A 15,172-nucleotide genomic window follows, 5' to 3' on the forward strand; every position below is an offset into this window, starting at 1 on the left:
CAGCGCGAGGCTCTGCTGGTGGAGTGCCGGGCCGGCAGTCGAGCCGCCGGGCCGGGCCCGCTGGGCGGCTGAGGACAACGAGGGAGGCACCGCTCTGCTGGCCGCGCTCAAGCGCGACCCCGGCGCAGTAGGACTGGACTCTGGAACGCGTTCTCCCGCAGGCCGGCCAGCGGCAGGCACCGCTTCCTCGGGATCAGCGGTAGTAGTTATGTTCGTTGCTGTTCGCGTTGTATGCGATTGAGACAGATCCGACGGTGGCGACCGCGTCCAACAGATGGTTCTCGTCGCCCACTCTGATCTTTGCATGACTGCCCTTAGAGGCGATCTGCGCCTGTAGGTAGGCCGCGACGACGGTGCCCTGGGCGTCGACCACCGGGAGGTGGGCCGGAAGCGCGGTCCCGCCGGTGACGACGAGCTGGGCGGCGCCGTCCACGTAGCGCACGCTCAGCACGCCGATTTCCTCGGGCTTGAGGTCGTCTGCCGGGATGACGGTCAGGCCGGGGCTCTCGGTCGGTTCCTGCTGGTCGGTCATGTCCGTCTCCCTACTGGTCGGCACCCTGCCGACCAGCTTCGAGTCTCGCACGACAGAAAGTCACGACGCGATCACCCTAGGCACACGAAGGTTCTCGCCTGCGGACAGGCTCCGACTGGACGGACGGGCGAGGCCAGCTCAGCGTGTGCCTGCCGCCTCGCGCGGGCCATCTATCGCGCACACGGACCAAGCGGCGTGCTCAAGAATCTATCGCGCTCAGTCACATCGGCCCGGATTCACGCCCGGCGGCATCACGCTGGCGTGTTCGAATATCTGTTCGGTACGGTGGAGGTCTAGCCAGTCGGTTAGTGCATGTTTGGGGGCATTTAGCCGGAGGTTGTGATGGGCGGAGGTGTGCATCTGCATGTCGCGTCCGGGTTCTCGGCCCGGTACGGCGCCTCCCACCCGCAGGACCTGGTTGCCCGAGCCGCCGAGCGCGGCATCGGCGCGCTGGCGCTGACCGACCGGGACACCGTCACCGGCATCGTCCGCTTCGCGAAGGCCACGACCGCGGCCGGAATCCGGCCCGTCTTCGGCGTCGACCTGGCCGTCGCCCCGCACGAGCTCATCGCCCCCGACGCGGTACGGCGGCGGACTCCCGTGCGTGGTGGCGCGCACGTGGTGGAGGCGCCGCTGCGGGTCACCCTGCTCGCCCAGTCCGCAGAGGGGTGGGGGCGGCTGTGCCGGATCGTTTCCTCCGCCCACGCCGACGTCGTGGGCGCCGCGGCTGGGCCGCCGGTGGCAGACTGGCCAGCACTTCGGCAGTACGCCGACGTCGGCCTGACCATCCTGCTCGGCCCGGCCTCGGAGCCGCTGCGCGCGCTCGCGGGCGGCCGGCCGGACATCGCCGAGCGCCTCCTCGCGCCGTGGCGGGAGCTCACGGGGGTGAACCTGCGCCTGGAGGTCGTGTGCTGGGGCCTGGCCGGTACGGGCCCGGGTTCCGTACGGCACGCCGCCCGCACGCTCGCGCTCGCCGACCAGCTCGGCATCAAAGCCGTCCTGACAAACGCCGTGCGGTACGCCGACCCGGGCCAGCACCGGATCGCGGACGTCCTGGACGCCGCCCGGCTGCTCCGCCCGATCGACCGGCGGCGCCTGGACTGCGGCGAACGCTGGCTCAAGGGACCCGACGACATGACCGCGGTCGCGGAGCGCGTGTGCGCGGCCGCCGGAGCCGACCGCGGGCGCGCGGCCGCGCTCCTGGCCGAGACCGTACGAACGGCGGACGAGTGCGTCGTCGACCCGGTCGCCGACCTCGGCCTGGGGACCCCGCACTTCCCCGAGCCAGTCGTGGTCGGCGCGGACCCGGGAGCGGGCGGGGCGATGCGGCTGCTGCGGCAGCGGTGCGAGGCCGGCATGGCGGCGCGCGGCCTCGACCTCGACCGTACGGCGATGGACCAGCTCGACTACGAGCTCGGGATCATCGGCCGGCTCGGCTACGAGCCCTATTTCCTCGCGGTCGCCCAGGTCGTCGCGGACGTGAGGGACATGGGCATCCGGGTCGCGGCCCGTGGCTCCGGCGCCGGGTCGATGGTCAACCACAGCTTGTTCGTGGCGACGGCGAACCCGTTGGAGCATCACCTGCTGTTCGAGCGGTTCCTGTCGGAGCGGCGGGCGTCGCTGCCGGACATCGACGTCGATGTGGAGTCCGCGCGCCGCTTGGACGTCTACGACCGGATCATCGAACGGTTCGGGAAGGAGCGGGTCGCGGTCACCGGGATGCCCGAGACCTACCGGGCCCGGCACGCCCTTCGGGACACCGGGCTCGCGCTCGGCCTGCCCCCGCACGTCGTCGACAGGGTGGCGAAGTCGTTCCCGCACATCCGGGCCTGCGACATCCGCGGCGCGCTCGCCGAGCTCCCCGAGCTGCGGCAGCTGAACGCCGAGGCCGCGTCGTACGGCCATCTGTGGGAGCTGGCGGAGGGCCTGGACGCGCTGCCGCGTGGGATCCCGATGCACCCGTGCGGCGTCATCCTCTCCAACGCAACCCTGCTCGACCGCCTCCCCGTGCAGCCGACCCCGGGCGGCCAGTACCCGATGGTCCAGGCCGATAAGCACGACGTGGAGGATCTGGGCCTTCTTAAGTTGGATGTGCTGGGTGTGCGGATGCAGTCCGCGATGGCGCACGCCGTCGGCGAGATCCGCCGTACGACAGGACGGCAGATCGACCTCGACAACCCCGATCACGTTCCGCTCGACGACGTGTTCGCGTTCAAGATGATCCAGGACTCCGACACGGTCGGCATGTTCCAGCTGGAGTCCCCCGGTCAGCAGGACCTGGTCGGCCGGCTCCAGCCCCGCGACCCGCAGGACGTCATCGCCGACATCTCGCTGTTCCGGCCGGGCCCGGTGCAGGGCGGGATGCCCGCGCTCTACATCGCCGCCCGCCACGGCGCCGCCCCGGTGTACCCGCACCCCGCCCTCGAACCCGTACTCCGGGACACCTACGGCGTGACGATCTGGCACGAGCAGATCATCGACATCCTCGCCGTCATGACCGGCTGCGACCGCGCCCTCGCCGAGGTCGCCCGCCGCGCCCTCGGCGACGAGAAACGGCTGCCGAAACTGGAGGCCTGGTTCCGTACGAAGGCCGGCGCCCGCGGCTACACGGCGAAGGTCCTGGACGAGGTCTGGGACATCGTGGCCAGCTTCGGGGCGTATGGGTTCTGCCGCGCGCACGCTGTCGCCTTCGCCGTCCCCGCCCTCCAGTCCGCCTGGCTCAAGGCGCACTACCCGGCCGCGCTCTACGCCGGGCTCCTGGAGCACGACCCGGGAATGTGGCCGCTGCGTGTGATCGTCTCCGACGCCCGCCGTCACAACGTGCCCGTGCTGCCCGTGGACGTGAACAAGTCCCGCCCCGCCTACACCGTGGAGGAGACCGACAACGGCTCCGGCGTCCGGCTCTCCCTGTCGTCGGTGAAGGGCATCTCTGAGGACCAGGTCGCCCAGATCGCCGCCGGCCAGCCCTACAACTCCCTGCAGGACTTCTGGCAGCGCGCCCACCCGGCGCTGCCGATCGCCGAACGCCTCATCCAGATCGGCGCGCTCGACCAGCTCAAGGGCGAGCAGACGCGGCGTGACCTGCTGCTCCAGGCATCCGAGCTCCACCGTCACACCCGCACCCGGCCGGGCGCCGGTCAGCTCCCGATCGACAACGCGCTCGTCACGGCCGGCCCTTCCGGGCTGCGGGAGATGACCAGCCGGGAGCGCCTGGACGCCGAACTCGGCGTGCTGAAGATCGACATCAGCCAGCATCTGATGGAGCACCACCACCGGCTGCTGAGGGAGATCGGCGCCGTCGACGCCAAGCACCTCAAGGCCATGCACCCCGGGCAGCCCGTCCTCGTCGCCGGCGTACGCGCCTCCACCCAGACTCCGCCGATCCCGTCCGGGAAGCGGGTCATCTTCGTCACCCTCGAAGACGGCTTCGGCCTGGTCGACATCGCGTTCTTCGAGGACTCCCACGAGGCCTGCGCGCACACCATCTTCCACAACGGGCTCCTCCTCGTACGGGGCACCGTCGAGGCCCGCGGCCCGCGCCGGACCGTCGTCGGGCAACTGGTCTGGGATCTGGAAGAGCTCGCCGCCGCCCGCCGCGACCACGGACCCCAGGCCGTCCTCGACCTCCTCGGACGCACCACGCCCTCCCCCACCCCCGCCCAGACGACCGGCACACCGGCCCGGACGCTGACGAACGGCACCGCCGGCGCGCGCCTCCACCCCTACGCCGACCTCCAGCCCGCCGGCACCCGCTCCGCCGATCTCACCCGCCTCGGGCACACCAGCCCCGGGAGCGCCGGATGACGACCAGCCCCCGCACCCTGATGCGTATCTATTTCCACCTGCCCGAACCCGATGCGGGCCTCTACGAGCAGCTCCTGGCCCTCCTCGAAGGGATCACCCCGCAGGTCGAGGCACACCCGGCCGACTACTCCGCCGACGTCTCCCTCACCGGGGCCCTGAGGTACTGGAAGCAGGACGCGGCCGGGCTCGTGGGGGTGATCCGTCTGCGGGCCCTCGCCCTCCACGGCGTCCAGACGAGCGCGGGCGCGGGACCGAACCGGATGATCGCGGCGATGGCGGCCGCCATCACGCCGCCCGGCGCCGCCACCATCGTCGGCAACACCCCGTACGACACCGCGGCCTTCCTGCGGGCCCGGCCGGCCGCCGCGCTCCCCGGCATCGGCCCCGCGGCCGCCCGAGCCCTGGACCGCCTCGGGATCCGAACCGTCGGAGACATCGCCGACACCCCGCTCGCCACCCTGCAGCGCATCCTCGGCACCGCCGCCGGACGCCAGGCCCACGACCGGGCACTCGGGACCGACGACCGTCCGATCGTCCCCGCCGCCGCCCCGAAGTCCCTCTCCCGCACACACCGCTTCGACCGCGACGAACTCGACCCCAAGCAACACCACCGCGCCGTCCTCGGCCTCCTCGAGCAACTCGGCGCCCAACTCCGACACGACCAGAGCATCGCGGCCGCGCTCACCCTCAACGTCACCTACGCCGACCGCACCACAACCAGCCGCACCCGCACCCTGCCCGAAGCCACCGCCCACACCCCCGCACTCGCCAGCACAGGCCGCGAACTCCTCGCATCCCTCGGCCTTCAACGCGCCCGCGTCCGCGCCCTGACCGTACGAGCCGAGCGCCTCCAACCCGCCAAGTCCGCCACCCACCAACTCACCCTCGACACCCTGGACGACAAAGCCCGCGGCCTGGAGACCGCCCTCGACCGCGCCCGCACCCGGTACGGCCAAGGCGCCGCCGGCGCCGCGGCCGCCTACCGACGAACCATCAGGACCACCCGGACCTGACAGGGACAGCCGGTGTCAGAAGGTGTCCGTGGACCAGCTCAGGTAGGTGAACGACGCCCAGTCCAGTGCCTCCCTGACGCCATCCTGCCAAGCGCGCTGCGCGACATCCTCAGGTACAGATGCGAGGGCGGCGCGGACTTCGGGCGGCAGCCACTCCCCTCCCCAGCCCGAGATCGAGGCACGGGCCGTCATGTCAGCGGAAGGATCCGGCGTCAGGGGAATGTCATAGCCCTCGCGCCGGAGCCACCCCAGCGCGGCCTGGCGCTGCTGCTTCATCAGGTGCCCAGCCGAGTAGATCCCCCACGAGTCGCGGAAGCAGCCCGTCTCATCGAGGTACCTGTTCCACGCCTCCTCCGCTGCGGTCTGCTCGCGCCAGTCGACTATCGGGATGTCCACGGTGAAGTACCTCTCGGAACGGCTCGGATCGATGAACTCCATGATCCACGCCCACCTGGAGAGGGGGACGCGCACGGCATCCGCATGACAGCGGATTCAAGATTCTTTTCTCGGCCGCCGGGCGCGCCAACACCTGACAAGGAGCCGGGAAGAGTACGGGCACCTCGTGTCATGCAGAAGGCCGCCACACGCCCCTCCTCCCATGAACGGCTTCACGCGGACCGCCCGCGCAGCCCGTCCGAAGGGAACACAATGGAGATCGTGATCGCGGCAGCCCTCGTCGTGCTCGTCCCCATCGCCGACAAGCTGATCAAGATCGCAGGCGACCGCAGCCGCGCCCGAGGGGAAGCCGAATTGATCCACGCGAACGGCATGGCCGACCTCGCCCGCGCCCACGGCGCGGCACAGGTCATCAAGGCCCAGGTCCAACTCCCTGCCCCCACCGACCACCACGGCGCCGGCACGAAGGACCACGAGCGTGCCTGACGCCGACCACCTGCCGTTCGACCAACGGCTCACCCAGGTCCACCAGGACAAGGGCAAGGCGCTCCGGCGCCTTGCCCGGCGCCAGCTCAACGCCGCCGGCCTGCCCGCCTCCCGCGTCGACGCCGAGGACATCCTCCAAGAAGCCCTCCTCACCGTCCTCGAAAACGCCCGGGACAAGCAGATCGACGACCTGTACCCCTACCTGTGCGCCGTCGTCCGCAACAAGGTCAGGGACACCGCCGACAAAGCCCGCCGCAAGCCAGCCGACCCCATCGACACCACCGACCGCACCGCCGAGACCTACAAGCCCCTCCACGTGTCGGACGTGGAAGAGGACACCGAGGGACGGCTCGACCTCGAAGACGTCCTCAAGGGGATGTCGCCCCAACAACGGCGCCTGATCCTGCTCTCCAAGGCAGTGGGTTACACACACGCCGAGCTCGCAATCATGACTGGCCTGAACAAGGGAACCGTCGCCACCCACATCCGCCGCGCCACCGCCGTCCTCGCCTCGCTGATCCTTATCGGCTGTATCGCTCTCAGCCTCTGGTACAGGAAGCTGATCAGCGGCTTCCAGTGGGTCGAAGTGGGCTCCGATGACGAAGTGGCACTGCTCCAGGCCGCCGTGAACTTCCTCCTCTTGGCCCCGGTGACCTTGATCATCCTGGTATCGGCGGTCGGCGTGGGATGGGTGGTTCTACGGCAACGTGTGGAATCGAGGAAGCCTGGGGCAGCTCGGGGGCCGCGTTTTTTGCTCGCAGATCTAGACGTGCTGCATTCCTCGCAGTTCGAGCGCGCGGTCAGGGACATGATGCGGCGTGACGGGTGCGCGGATGCGGCGGTCGGCGGTGGCTTCGGCGATATCGGCGTGGACGTGAAGGCGACGGACCCGTTCGGGCGGCGCTGGGTGATCCAGTGCAAGCATCGCAGGGCCGGTCTTGCCGGCGCCCCGGTGGGCGCCCCTGATCTGCAGGCCCTCAGCGGCACCGGCCGGTCGGTTCACGGGGGCGATGTCGTCGTGCTCGTGACCAACGGCAGGATCTCCAAGCCTGCGCTCGAATTCGCCGGATCGCAGCAGTTGCTCGTGGTCGATCGAGCGGTCTTGGGCGAGTGGGCGGGAGGGTCCGGGCCACTGTGGGACTTGCTGCAGGCTGGTTCACCATCCGCTGGGCGGCGCTGAACCCCTCACCTTGCCGTTGGACCGCGACCAACCTGCGACCGGCGCCTCCGGCCGCAATTGTCTGGGGCCGGTATGGGTCACCCAGGAACCCCACCGTGGTCAGCTGAACCGGTGCCCAGCCGGCTTTTACGCCCTCCGCGGCTCCGCACATATGGGGACGCCGTAAGACGCCCCATACCCGTACGCCCGTCATCCGTCTCTCGCTCACACACCCGCCGTCGCCGCTACCGAACACGAGATGCACCGGGCGCTGGGCTTCCAGCCCGAGGGGGTACGCGGCATCGCGCAGCGCTGCGAGCAGCCGGCGGCCATGACCTGTTCGCGGGTGAGGAGGTCGGTGTACTCGCCGTACGTCGCGCAGTCGCCCCGGTGCAGCAGTGGCATTCCGGTGCGGGAGGGCTCGATCTTCCACATCCATTCGGCCCGAGCGATGCCACCCGTGGACTCTGCTTGCGTTCCTGGGCTTCGAGTTCGGTGATCTCTCGGCGGAGTTCGCTGCGCTGGTAGTCGAGCCAGGCGAGCACCGCCCGCTTCATCTCCAGGCGCTCGGAGATCGGCATGCCCTGCACTGATGGCGATTCTGAAAACTTTCCGGGTCTGGCAGATCGGCTGTTGCGGAGTGGTGGTCAGCGGTAGGCGGCGAGGAAGACGCGGGTGCCGGCGGCGGCATAGCGGTCGAGGTCAGCGTCGGTGTGCTGGGCGCTGCCGGTGAACATGGCCTTGTTCACCGGGATCCACAGCAGCAGTCCGGAGAAGTGGTTCGCGGCCAGGAGCGTGTCGTCGATGCGGAGCAGTCCCTGGTCGGTCAGGCGCTGGAAGGTCGCCGCCAGCGTGGCGAGCCCTCGTTCGAAGCCCCGCTCGTACCACTCGGTTCCCAGGTCGGGAAAGACGTCGGCGTTGGCGATGATCAGGCGCCGGAGCTGGATCACTCGGGGGTCGGTGAGGGCGGCCAGGAGCTGGCGGGCGAGCCGGGTGAGGATCTCTTCCAGGTCGGCGCCGTCGGTCGGGAGGTCGGCCAGCAGGTCGATCGTGGTGTCGAGCCGGTCGGTGGTGGCCAGGACGATGTCGGCGAAGAGCTTCTCCTTGTCGGAGAAGTGCTTGTAGACGGTCTGCTTGGACACCGCGGCCAGCTTCGCGATGTCGTCCATGCTCGTCCCCGAGTACCCCTTGTCCAGGAACACCGTGGTCGCGGCCTCCAGGATCGCCTGGTGCTTGCGCTCTGAACGGCTGTCCATCATCGACTCCTTCTCCATCCGTCTCATCCCCCACAGAAGAGTACTGGACTGACCAGTACCCGCATGGGTACTGTACCGTCTAGTTCCGATGGCCCTGAGTTTCCGGCCCCGCGTACAGCGCAGAAATTGGGAGTGGTTCCTCATGGACAAGGTGTTCTCTACCGACGGCACGACCATCGCATACGAGCAGCAGGGCTCGGGCCCTGCTGTGGTGCTCGTCGGCGGCGCTTTCATGACGCGCGGCGATTCCGCCGAACTCGCCGGCCAGCTGGCCGAGCACTGCACCGTGATCACGTACGACCGCCGGGGCCGCGGCGACAGCGGGGACAGCCCGGAGTACGACGTGCAGCGCGAGGTCGAGGACCTGGACGCGCTGATCGAGCGCGCGGGTGGCGAGGCGATGGTGTTCGGGATGTCCTCCGGTGCCGTACTGGCGCTGGAGGCCGTAGCCCGGGGCAGCGCCGTGACCCGGCTGGCCGTGTACGAGCCGCCCTTCATCACCGACGACAGCCGCCCGCCGCTGCCCGCCGACTACGTCGCCCACCTGACGGAGCTCGTGAAGCAGGGGGCATACGGCGATGCCGTGGCCTATTTCATGACCGCGGCCGTGGGTATGCCCGCCGAGGCCGTCGGCGGGATGCGGCAGGCCCCCTTCTGGGCCGGTATGGAGGCCACCGCCCGCACCCTGCCCTACGACGGCCGGGTCATGGGCGACACCATGTCCGGCCGGCCGCTGCCCGCCGACCGCTGGCAGTCTGTGACGGTGCCCGTCCTCGTCGGCAGTGGGGACGCGGGCGCACCGCAGATGCTCACCGGGGCGCGGGAGCTCGCCGCACTGGCCGACAACTTCTCCCTGCACGTCTTCCCCGGCCAGGAGCACGGCATCGCCCCGGAGGTCCTCGCCCCCGTTCTGACCGGCTTCTTCACCACTGGGGAGCAGGCGTGAGCAAGGTCTTCGCCAGTCTGGGCATGTCCCTGGACGGCTTCATCGCCGGGCCCAACTCCCGCCCTGACAACCCGCTTGGCGACGGCGGAATGCGCATCCACGAATGGGTCTTCGGCGTCGAGAGCTGGCGGGAGCGCCAGAGCATCAAGGGCGGGGAGACCAATCAGGACGACGACATCGTCCAAGAGAACTTCTCCCGTGCCGGCGCCTACATCATGGGGCGGCAGATGTTCGCCGAAGGCGAGGTCGGCTGGCCCGACCCGCCGCCCTTCCGCGCCCCCGTCTTCGTCCTCACCCACACCCCGCGGGAACCGTGGGTGCGGCAGGGCGGCACCACCTTCACCTTTGTGACCGAGGGGATCGACAGCGCGCTGGCCCAGGCTCGCAAGGCTGCGGGGGGCAAGGACGTTCAGATCTCCGGCGGTGCGGACACCGTACGGCAGTACCTCGGTGCCGGGCTGCTGGACGAACTCCAGATCCACCTCGCGCCCCTCGTACTCGGCTCTGGCGTCCGGCTCTTCGACGGCGTCTCGCCCGGTCTCGGCCTCGTGCCCACACGGGTGGTCGACTCTCCCCAGGTCACTCACCTCACGTACCGGATCGCACCGTCCCAGGCACGTACTTGACAGGGCGGTACAGCCCAAGATCGCGAAACCAGGAAAGGCTGCAGCGGCCACCTGCGGGAGGCTGCCGACTGATGACCCCTCGTGGTTCTCCTGGCGCGGGTAGTCAGGCCGCCTGACCGTAGCGGTCGCTGCCAGGGCCGTCGCCGCGCAGCGGACTGAAGTCGACGTCCAGGTGCGGGTCGTACGCCTCGGGTTCAAGGCCGAGTTCGTGGGTGGAGTACTCGCCGAAGCGGCGGATGTGCTCGGTCAGGTACGGCGAGATGTGCGCCAGGTCCTCGGGATCGATGGCATAGCCCTCCTCCTGGAGCCGACGGACGATCTCGGCGATGTCCAGGGCGTTGTGGAAGATGACCGCGTTCGTGAGCAGGGCGTTGAATTTCGCGGTCTTCTCCTGCTCTACGGGGTCGTTGTCGGTGATGACCCCGCCGTTGCCGAAGCCGATCCACTGGGAGAAGCCGTTGAACGCCTCGACCTTGTTCGTGGCCGCGGTGACCCGCCGGCGCAGCGGGCATCGGAGAGGTAGCGCAGCAACTGGACGGTGCGGATGACGCGGCCGACCTCGCGAAAGGCGGTGTAGGTGGCGTTCTTACGCGAGCCCGCGCGCAGGCGCCGGAGCAGCAGGGTGGAGGAGATGGCACCCTCGCGCACCGAGATCGCCACCCGCATCAGGTGCCGGAACTGGGACTCGATCAGGTCGAAGTCGATGACGTTGCGGCCCGCCTCGTCGAACAGGGCATCGATGTGCACGTACTCCGTCTGCTTGGCGGGCCGGTAGAAGGTCAGGTCCTTCCAGTTCCTGATCCTGGGCATCAGGTCGAAGCCCAGCAGGTGCGCCAGGGCGAAGACAGGGAAGCTCTGGCCCTGCGTATCCGCGTGCGATGCAGGGCCACGATGCCCTGGCGCAGCGCCAGGCCGAGCGCGTCCCTCATGAACGCGCGGCAGGTGGTGACGAACAGGGCGACGTCCGCACCGTGCTCGAGGCGGACGGTGCCGACGAACTTCTGCATGTCCTGCGAGGACACGCTCCGGTGCGCCGCGTACTTCTTGCACTGGATGACCAGCTTGCGGCCGTCGGCCAGGTAGCCGACGACGTCCGCGCCCAGGTCGCCGCTCTTGCCGCTGACGACGACCTCTCTGCAGCCGTCCCGGCGGCACAGCTCCGCGACGTAGGTCTCGAACTCCTGCCACGTCAGGGCGTCGACCTGGGCCCTGGACAACTCGCGCGCCCGAGCCTCCTCCTGCGCCCGCCACGCGAGGTCCTGGCCGACCGCCCGGCGGTGCGCCCGCAGCAGCGCCCAGCCGCCCCCGCCCAGCACCGCTGCGGCGAGTACGGCCACCAGGACGGGCCAGACACGTGACCAGTTCCCGGCGGCCCACACGACAGCGATCACCGCTGCCACCGCACCCCAGACCTGCAACTGCTTGCGGGTCTTCTTCAAGCGCCGGCGCCGTCGATGTGCCGCCATCACTCCCTCGCTCCGCAGGTCCGTGGTCCGCAGTGTGTGCCGGTACGCCGGCTCATCGGCCGGTCTGCGTGACGCCGGTCGCCAGCTGCCCCAGGAAGTTCGCGATGCCCTCACCGGCCGGTGTGGGGGCGATCAGGATGCCCAGCGCCAGGACGATGACGACGGTCAGCTTTTCGTCGAAGATGCGTACTCACCACGGGCCTGTGAGCTGTGGTGGTAAGCGCGGGGCGGACCGTGGTAACCCAGTGTTTCTTCCGTTCATGGTGCAGGGAGGGCCATCACTTCGCGCGCTCGTCCCGGCCTCTGGACAAGGAGTCGTGCCGCAGGCGTTGAGTCCGCGTTCTTGCCGTTTCCGACCCGGGCGTGCGGCCCGGTGGGCAGGATGGCGTGATGAGCGAACTCACGCACGTGCCCGTCATGGACCTCCTTCGCGCCTCGCTCGATCCCGCGAGCCACCGCCGAGATGTCGTCTCGAAGCTGGACCTTCCGACCGGGCGCCTGATCGCGGCGGCGGCCCACGCGGACGCCGACGACAAGGGAACCGACCGCCTGGCCGGCCTCGCGGCCAGTTCTTGAACTCGATCTTCATGGCCGGACCTCTTCCGTGCTCGGTGTCGCGCTGAAGGTGATGTCGAACTGGATGGTCATGTCGCCACCTGGAGCATGGAGTTGAGTTGAATTAGGGTCCCGGCATGGTTGAAGTCATCATCGCGGCGGTCGCCGGCGTCATCGGCGCAGCCCTCGGCTCCTGGGCCACCATGCGCTCGGCTCGAACCGTGCAACGAGCGGCGCTGGAGACGGCTCGAACCGCTGAACGGGCAGCGCTACAGGCGGCCTGGATCGCGAAAGAGGTCAAGGAAGCTCAGATCGAGATCGTCGATGCCTCGTTCGTCGATGTCGAAAACCTTGTCGAGGGGGAGCGCGCTGGCCTCGCAATCGACGAGAGTCGACCGGGATCGCAGGTGATCATCGACGTTAAGTTGCGCAATTCCGGAGGCGAGACCGCCTATATCTATGAGATCGTATTGAGCGTTCTGGAAGTTCGACATGGCTTCCGTATCGCTTTCCCGGAAAATGTGAGATCCACGGGCTTCGACAGCCTCCAAGGATCCACGTACTACTACAGCGGTCCTAGCCGAAAAGGAAAGAAGGGTGAGCAGTTTCAGTCGGTGTCCCAGGTGTTGCTGCCGGGAGAAACCGATCGATTCCTGGTTGCCTTCGACTCTCCTGCCGCCTTCTTTCGGGCTGATGTGAAGGTGCTTTTCAATGCAGGACGCGCTGTCGAAGCTGCGGACGTGAAATACCTCAACAAGCCCCTTTGGAGTGAATCCGATGAAGTGCTTGGACTCTTGAGGCAGTTCCTTCAGCGGTCCGGCCAGACTGCCGAATGGCGAGGCGAAGAGATGCCTGCGGCGGAGGCCGGAAGGCGATGCCTTGCCGAATACGAGAAGGATCTTCTTGGGGTTGCAGGCCTCTACGAGCTGGTAGGTCGCACCGTCGACCCCGAGTACGAGGCCATCTGCGCCGCCCGATCTCGGATCCCGCAAATGCGGCGGGAACTGGGGCTGGACGAGCAGCCCAGTAGCGCACCCCTACGGCCTGACCGCGGTCCCCTACGGCCACCGGATGGATCAGGATCGTTGTGTTGTTGAAGACTATGCCGACACAGTCGTCGCACGGGGCCGTCGTGACGTACAGCGTGGCGTCGATCAGGCGGGCCGGGATATCGACATCGTCGCAGGCCCGGGAGCGCCACAGTCGCCTCCGTCCCAGGGCCTGTTTTAGAAGTGGATCAAGGCCGTGCGATGATCTTGCTTCGTGGCTCGGGGAGATCTGACTGACGCTCAGTGGACGGTGCTGGATCCGCTGCTGCCGAAGGGCGTCAAGCCCGGACGGCCGCCGGTGCACAGCAAGCGGCAGCTGATCAATGGCATACGGTTCCGGACCCGGACCCGGACCGGGATAACGTGGCGAGATCTTCCCGAGCGATACGGGCCATGGGAGACGGTCTACGGTTTGTTCCGCCGCTGGCAGCGCGATATGACAAGCTCGCCGTCCGCTATGAGGCGACCGTACTGGTCGCGGCCATCAACAAGTGGCTCTGGCAAGGCCATCGGCCTTCATGCCGGACCAGCGCCGGGCATGATGGACACCATGAACACGCCGAGCGCCGACTGGATCACTGTCACCGCCTACGTTAACCTGCCGGGCTGCCCCCGGCCCATGGCGGCCGTCCGCGCTTGACTGCGCGATCGGGGCATCGACTGGATGCCCTTCGACGAGACCGAGGTCCGTTGGGATCTGGCCTGTGGTGTCGGTACCGATGGTCGGTGGCACGGCTGGTTCGACGTCCATATCCATGTCGACGCGCTGCGACGTCATGGACTGCATCCCGACCAGCCGACCGCCCGGGTCGCAGCCCCCTCTCCGCCCGGCTGGTGGCACGCTGCAGCCGAACGTCACGCTCGTTCGTGATCCACTTCTGAAACAGGCCCTAGGGCTTCGCGACCGTCGATCTGTCGGTCGCGAATCTCCAGAAGCTGCACGTAGACCTGTCGGCGCTGGTCGACCGCCCGGGTCCGCCGCTGCTCGTCGAGGGTGGCCTGGACGGTGGCGATCAGGGCGTTCGCCTGCGCGTTGCCCGCGGCCTCCGCTGCGGCCGCCTGGCGGTGGCCGGCCTTCCAGGCGAAGAACCCTGTCGTAACGCTGCCCAGGATGGCCGACCCGGCGGCGATCAGAGCGATCCCCCACTCACTCATGCCGGGGATCCTTCCACGCTGACGACGATGCCCGACAGGTCGTGAGCTATTGGGCAGTTACCAGACAGTCGTGTGGCCGGTTGACGTCAAGGCTCCCGCGATGGTCTGTCCGGTGGCGGCCTCGGTCATCTTGATCAGGAAGTCACTGATATTGCGGCGCAGAACCAACGCGCGGCTGCTGAGCGCCTGAAGTTCGTAACTGGTGGCAGGCGTCTCCGCGTGCCTCACTACGAGCCGCAAGACCTCGTTGGATATCTCGGTCAGGCTGTCGACGAACGGCGGGTGATCGGCTGCCCGCTCGTCCTTCTCGTAGGGAAGCTTCGGGCGCCCTGCCAGCCTGTACAACGGGTCGGCGCAGGCCTGTACCTCATTGCGCACCTGGACCATGAGCTCCAAGTCGCTGGGGCGGCTGCGTCCCCCTTCCAAGCCCGCAAGGGTCTGTTCCACGAACAGGAACCAAGCCCTGGCTGCAGCGCGCGCTGTTGCGAGAATCTCCAAGGTGAGCTCGGTGTCGGCTCTTTGTTGCGCCGCGCTGACCGCTTCAGCATCGTCGCGGCGCTTCGCACGCTGGACCCGCAGCGCGGCGAAGGCACCGATTCCCGCTCCGCTGATTCCGCTGACCGCTGCGACGATCGTTTCCCCCATGGCCATGGCGTGATCGTCCACCGCGCCCCCCAGCGGCCACAACGCTGTTGCGGGGGATCTGGCCGAGATGCGTATAGCGTGGCG

Annotated in this window: 17 protein-coding genes and 1 pseudogene; 9 read left to right on the forward strand and 9 right to left on the reverse strand. The window is 68.7% G+C overall.

The genetic code is table 11. From position 1 onward, the window contains the following. Positions 1-193: 193 nt before the first annotated feature. Positions 194-532 (reverse strand): hypothetical protein, encoded by a 339-nt coding sequence (locus ACWCO8_RS17710; protein ID WP_451032966.1) that lies wholly within the window; start codon positions 530-532, stop codon positions 194-196. A 342-nt stretch (positions 533-874) separates the two neighbouring features. On the opposite strand from ACWCO8_RS17710, the gene ACWCO8_RS17715 reads away from it, so the two are divergent. Together ACWCO8_RS17715 and ACWCO8_RS17720 are read left to right on the forward strand one after the other, a co-directional pair. Beyond that, positions 875-4,336, forward strand: coding sequence for a DNA polymerase III subunit alpha (locus ACWCO8_RS17715; protein WP_451032967.1), 3,462 nt, complete (start codon positions 875-877; stop codon positions 4,334-4,336). Then, the gene (locus ACWCO8_RS17720; protein ID WP_451032968.1) at positions 4,333-5,349 is read left to right on the forward strand and encodes a DNA polymerase Y family protein; all 1,017 of its coding nucleotides are present in this window, start codon (positions 4,333-4,335) and stop codon (positions 5,347-5,349) included. Before ACWCO8_RS17715 ends, ACWCO8_RS17720 begins: the two co-directional genes overlap by 4 nt. A gap of 15 nt (positions 5,350-5,364) precedes the next feature. On the opposite strand, the gene ACWCO8_RS17725 is transcribed toward ACWCO8_RS17720, so the two are convergent. Further along, the gene (locus ACWCO8_RS17725; RefSeq protein ID WP_451032969.1) at positions 5,365-5,787 is read right to left on the reverse strand and encodes a hypothetical protein; all 423 of its coding nucleotides are present in this window, start codon (positions 5,785-5,787) and stop codon (positions 5,365-5,367) included. Positions 5,788-6,006: 219 nt separating this feature from the next. Here ACWCO8_RS17725 and ACWCO8_RS17730 point away from each other — a divergent pair, with 219 nt between their 5' ends. Both ACWCO8_RS17730 and ACWCO8_RS17735 read left to right on the forward strand, forming a co-directional pair. Then, the gene (locus tag ACWCO8_RS17730) at positions 6,007-6,231 is read left to right on the forward strand and encodes a hypothetical protein (protein ID WP_451032970.1); all 225 of its coding nucleotides are present in this window, start codon (positions 6,007-6,009) and stop codon (positions 6,229-6,231) included. Beyond that, positions 6,224-7,411, forward strand: coding sequence for a sigma-70 family RNA polymerase sigma factor (locus ACWCO8_RS17735; protein WP_451032971.1), 1,188 nt, complete (start codon positions 6,224-6,226; stop codon positions 7,409-7,411). The genes ACWCO8_RS17730 and ACWCO8_RS17735 overlap by 8 nt, the downstream gene beginning before the upstream one ends. A 204-nt stretch (positions 7,412-7,615) precedes the next feature. Here ACWCO8_RS17735 and ACWCO8_RS17740 read toward each other — a convergent pair whose 3' ends face one another. Both ACWCO8_RS17740 and ACWCO8_RS17745 read right to left on the reverse strand, forming a co-directional pair. After that, positions 7,616-7,825, reverse strand: coding sequence for a hypothetical protein (locus tag ACWCO8_RS17740; RefSeq protein WP_451032972.1), 210 nt, complete (start codon positions 7,823-7,825; stop codon positions 7,616-7,618). Between the two features lie 212 nt (positions 7,826-8,037). After that, the gene (locus tag ACWCO8_RS17745; protein WP_451032973.1) at positions 8,038-8,646 is read right to left on the reverse strand and encodes a TetR/AcrR family transcriptional regulator; all 609 of its coding nucleotides are present in this window, start codon (positions 8,644-8,646) and stop codon (positions 8,038-8,040) included. 142 nt (positions 8,647-8,788) lie between these two features. On the opposite strand from ACWCO8_RS17745, the gene ACWCO8_RS17750 reads away from it, so the two are divergent. Both ACWCO8_RS17750 and ACWCO8_RS17755 read left to right on the forward strand, forming a co-directional pair. Continuing rightward, the gene (locus ACWCO8_RS17750; RefSeq protein WP_451032974.1) at positions 8,789-9,592 is read left to right on the forward strand and encodes an alpha/beta fold hydrolase; all 804 of its coding nucleotides are present in this window, start codon (positions 8,789-8,791) and stop codon (positions 9,590-9,592) included. Further along, positions 9,589-10,218 carry a dihydrofolate reductase family protein gene (locus tag ACWCO8_RS17755; RefSeq protein ID WP_451032975.1) on the forward strand — a complete coding sequence of 210 codons (630 nt, stop codon included), beginning with the start codon at positions 9,589-9,591 and terminating at the stop codon, positions 10,216-10,218. Before ACWCO8_RS17750 ends, ACWCO8_RS17755 begins: the two co-directional genes overlap by 4 nt. A 103-nt stretch (positions 10,219-10,321) precedes the next feature. Here the strand turns inward: ACWCO8_RS17755 and ACWCO8_RS17760 are convergent, their stop codons facing one another. Genes ACWCO8_RS17760 through ACWCO8_RS17770 form a run of 3 tightly spaced genes read right to left on the reverse strand, consistent with a single transcriptional unit; the run spans position 10,322 to position 11,684 of the window. Next, positions 10,322-10,723 carry a Tn3 family transposase gene (locus ACWCO8_RS17760; RefSeq protein ID WP_451033323.1) on the reverse strand — a complete coding sequence of 134 codons (402 nt, stop codon included), beginning with the start codon at positions 10,721-10,723 and terminating at the stop codon, positions 10,322-10,324. Beyond that, a complete protein-coding gene (locus tag ACWCO8_RS17765; protein ID WP_451033324.1) occupies positions 10,615-11,055 on the reverse strand; it encodes a Tn3 family transposase in 441 nt (146 codons plus the stop codon). The genes ACWCO8_RS17760 and ACWCO8_RS17765 overlap by 109 nt, the downstream gene beginning before the upstream one ends. Then, positions 11,028-11,684 (reverse strand): restriction endonuclease, encoded by a 657-nt coding sequence (locus ACWCO8_RS17770; RefSeq protein ID WP_451032976.1) that lies wholly within the window; start codon positions 11,682-11,684, stop codon positions 11,028-11,030. The genes ACWCO8_RS17765 and ACWCO8_RS17770 overlap by 28 nt, the downstream gene beginning before the upstream one ends. A gap of 390 nt (positions 11,685-12,074) precedes the next feature. On the opposite strand from ACWCO8_RS17770, the gene ACWCO8_RS17775 reads away from it, so the two are divergent. The 3 genes and pseudogenes from ACWCO8_RS17775 to ACWCO8_RS17785 all read left to right on the forward strand — a co-directional run. Continuing rightward, a complete protein-coding gene (locus ACWCO8_RS17775) occupies positions 12,075-12,260 on the forward strand; it encodes a hypothetical protein (protein ID WP_451032977.1) in 186 nt (61 codons plus the stop codon). A 116-nt stretch (positions 12,261-12,376) separates the two neighbouring features. After that, a complete protein-coding gene (locus ACWCO8_RS17780) occupies positions 12,377-13,336 on the forward strand; it encodes a hypothetical protein (RefSeq protein WP_451032978.1) in 960 nt (319 codons plus the stop codon). A gap of 166 nt (positions 13,337-13,502) precedes the next feature. Continuing rightward, positions 13,503-13,730, forward strand: a pseudogene (locus ACWCO8_RS17785) (transposase); the annotation flags it as partial. 413 nt (positions 13,731-14,143) lie between these two features. On the opposite strand, the gene ACWCO8_RS17790 reads toward ACWCO8_RS17785, so the two are convergent. Further along, a complete protein-coding gene (locus ACWCO8_RS17790; protein ID WP_451032979.1) occupies positions 14,144-14,443 on the reverse strand; it encodes a hypothetical protein in 300 nt (99 codons plus the stop codon). Positions 14,444-14,500: 57 nt separating this feature from the next. Beyond that, positions 14,501-15,109 carry a hypothetical protein gene (locus tag ACWCO8_RS17795; RefSeq protein WP_451032980.1) on the reverse strand — a complete coding sequence of 203 codons (609 nt, stop codon included), beginning with the start codon at positions 15,107-15,109 and terminating at the stop codon, positions 14,501-14,503. Between the last annotated feature and the right edge of the window lie 63 nt (positions 15,110-15,172).

The organism is Streptomyces sp. NPDC001927 (genome assembly GCF_053594455.1).

Coding starts and splice junctions, on each gene's coding strand:
- ACWCO8_RS17720 (WP_451032968.1), top strand. CDS start 4,333: ATGACGACCAGCCCCCGCACCCTGATGCGTATCTATTTCCACCTGCCC.
- ACWCO8_RS17770 (WP_451032976.1), bottom strand. CDS start 11,684: ATGGCGGCACATCGACGGCGCCGGCGCTTGAAGAAGACCCGCAAGCAG.
- ACWCO8_RS17775 (WP_451032977.1), top strand. CDS start 12,075: ATGAGCGAACTCACGCACGTGCCCGTCATGGACCTCCTTCGCGCCTCG.
- ACWCO8_RS17740 (WP_451032972.1), bottom strand. CDS start 7,825: ATGTGGAAGATCGAGCCCTCCCGCACCGGAATGCCACTGCTGCACCGG.
- ACWCO8_RS17715 (WP_451032967.1), top strand. CDS start 875: ATGGGCGGAGGTGTGCATCTGCATGTCGCGTCCGGGTTCTCGGCCCGG.
- ACWCO8_RS17710 (WP_451032966.1), bottom strand. CDS start 532: ATGACCGACCAGCAGGAACCGACCGAGAGCCCCGGCCTGACCGTCATC.
- ACWCO8_RS17750 (WP_451032974.1), top strand. CDS start 8,789: ATGGACAAGGTGTTCTCTACCGACGGCACGACCATCGCATACGAGCAG.
- ACWCO8_RS17725 (WP_451032969.1), bottom strand. CDS start 5,787: ATGGAGTTCATCGATCCGAGCCGTTCCGAGAGGTACTTCACCGTGGAC.
- ACWCO8_RS17780 (WP_451032978.1), top strand. CDS start 12,377: ATGGTTGAAGTCATCATCGCGGCGGTCGCCGGCGTCATCGGCGCAGCC.
- ACWCO8_RS17745 (WP_451032973.1), bottom strand. CDS start 8,646: ATGGACAGCCGTTCAGAGCGCAAGCACCAGGCGATCCTGGAGGCCGCG.
- ACWCO8_RS17790 (WP_451032979.1), bottom strand. CDS start 14,443: ATGAGTGAGTGGGGGATCGCTCTGATCGCCGCCGGGTCGGCCATCCTG.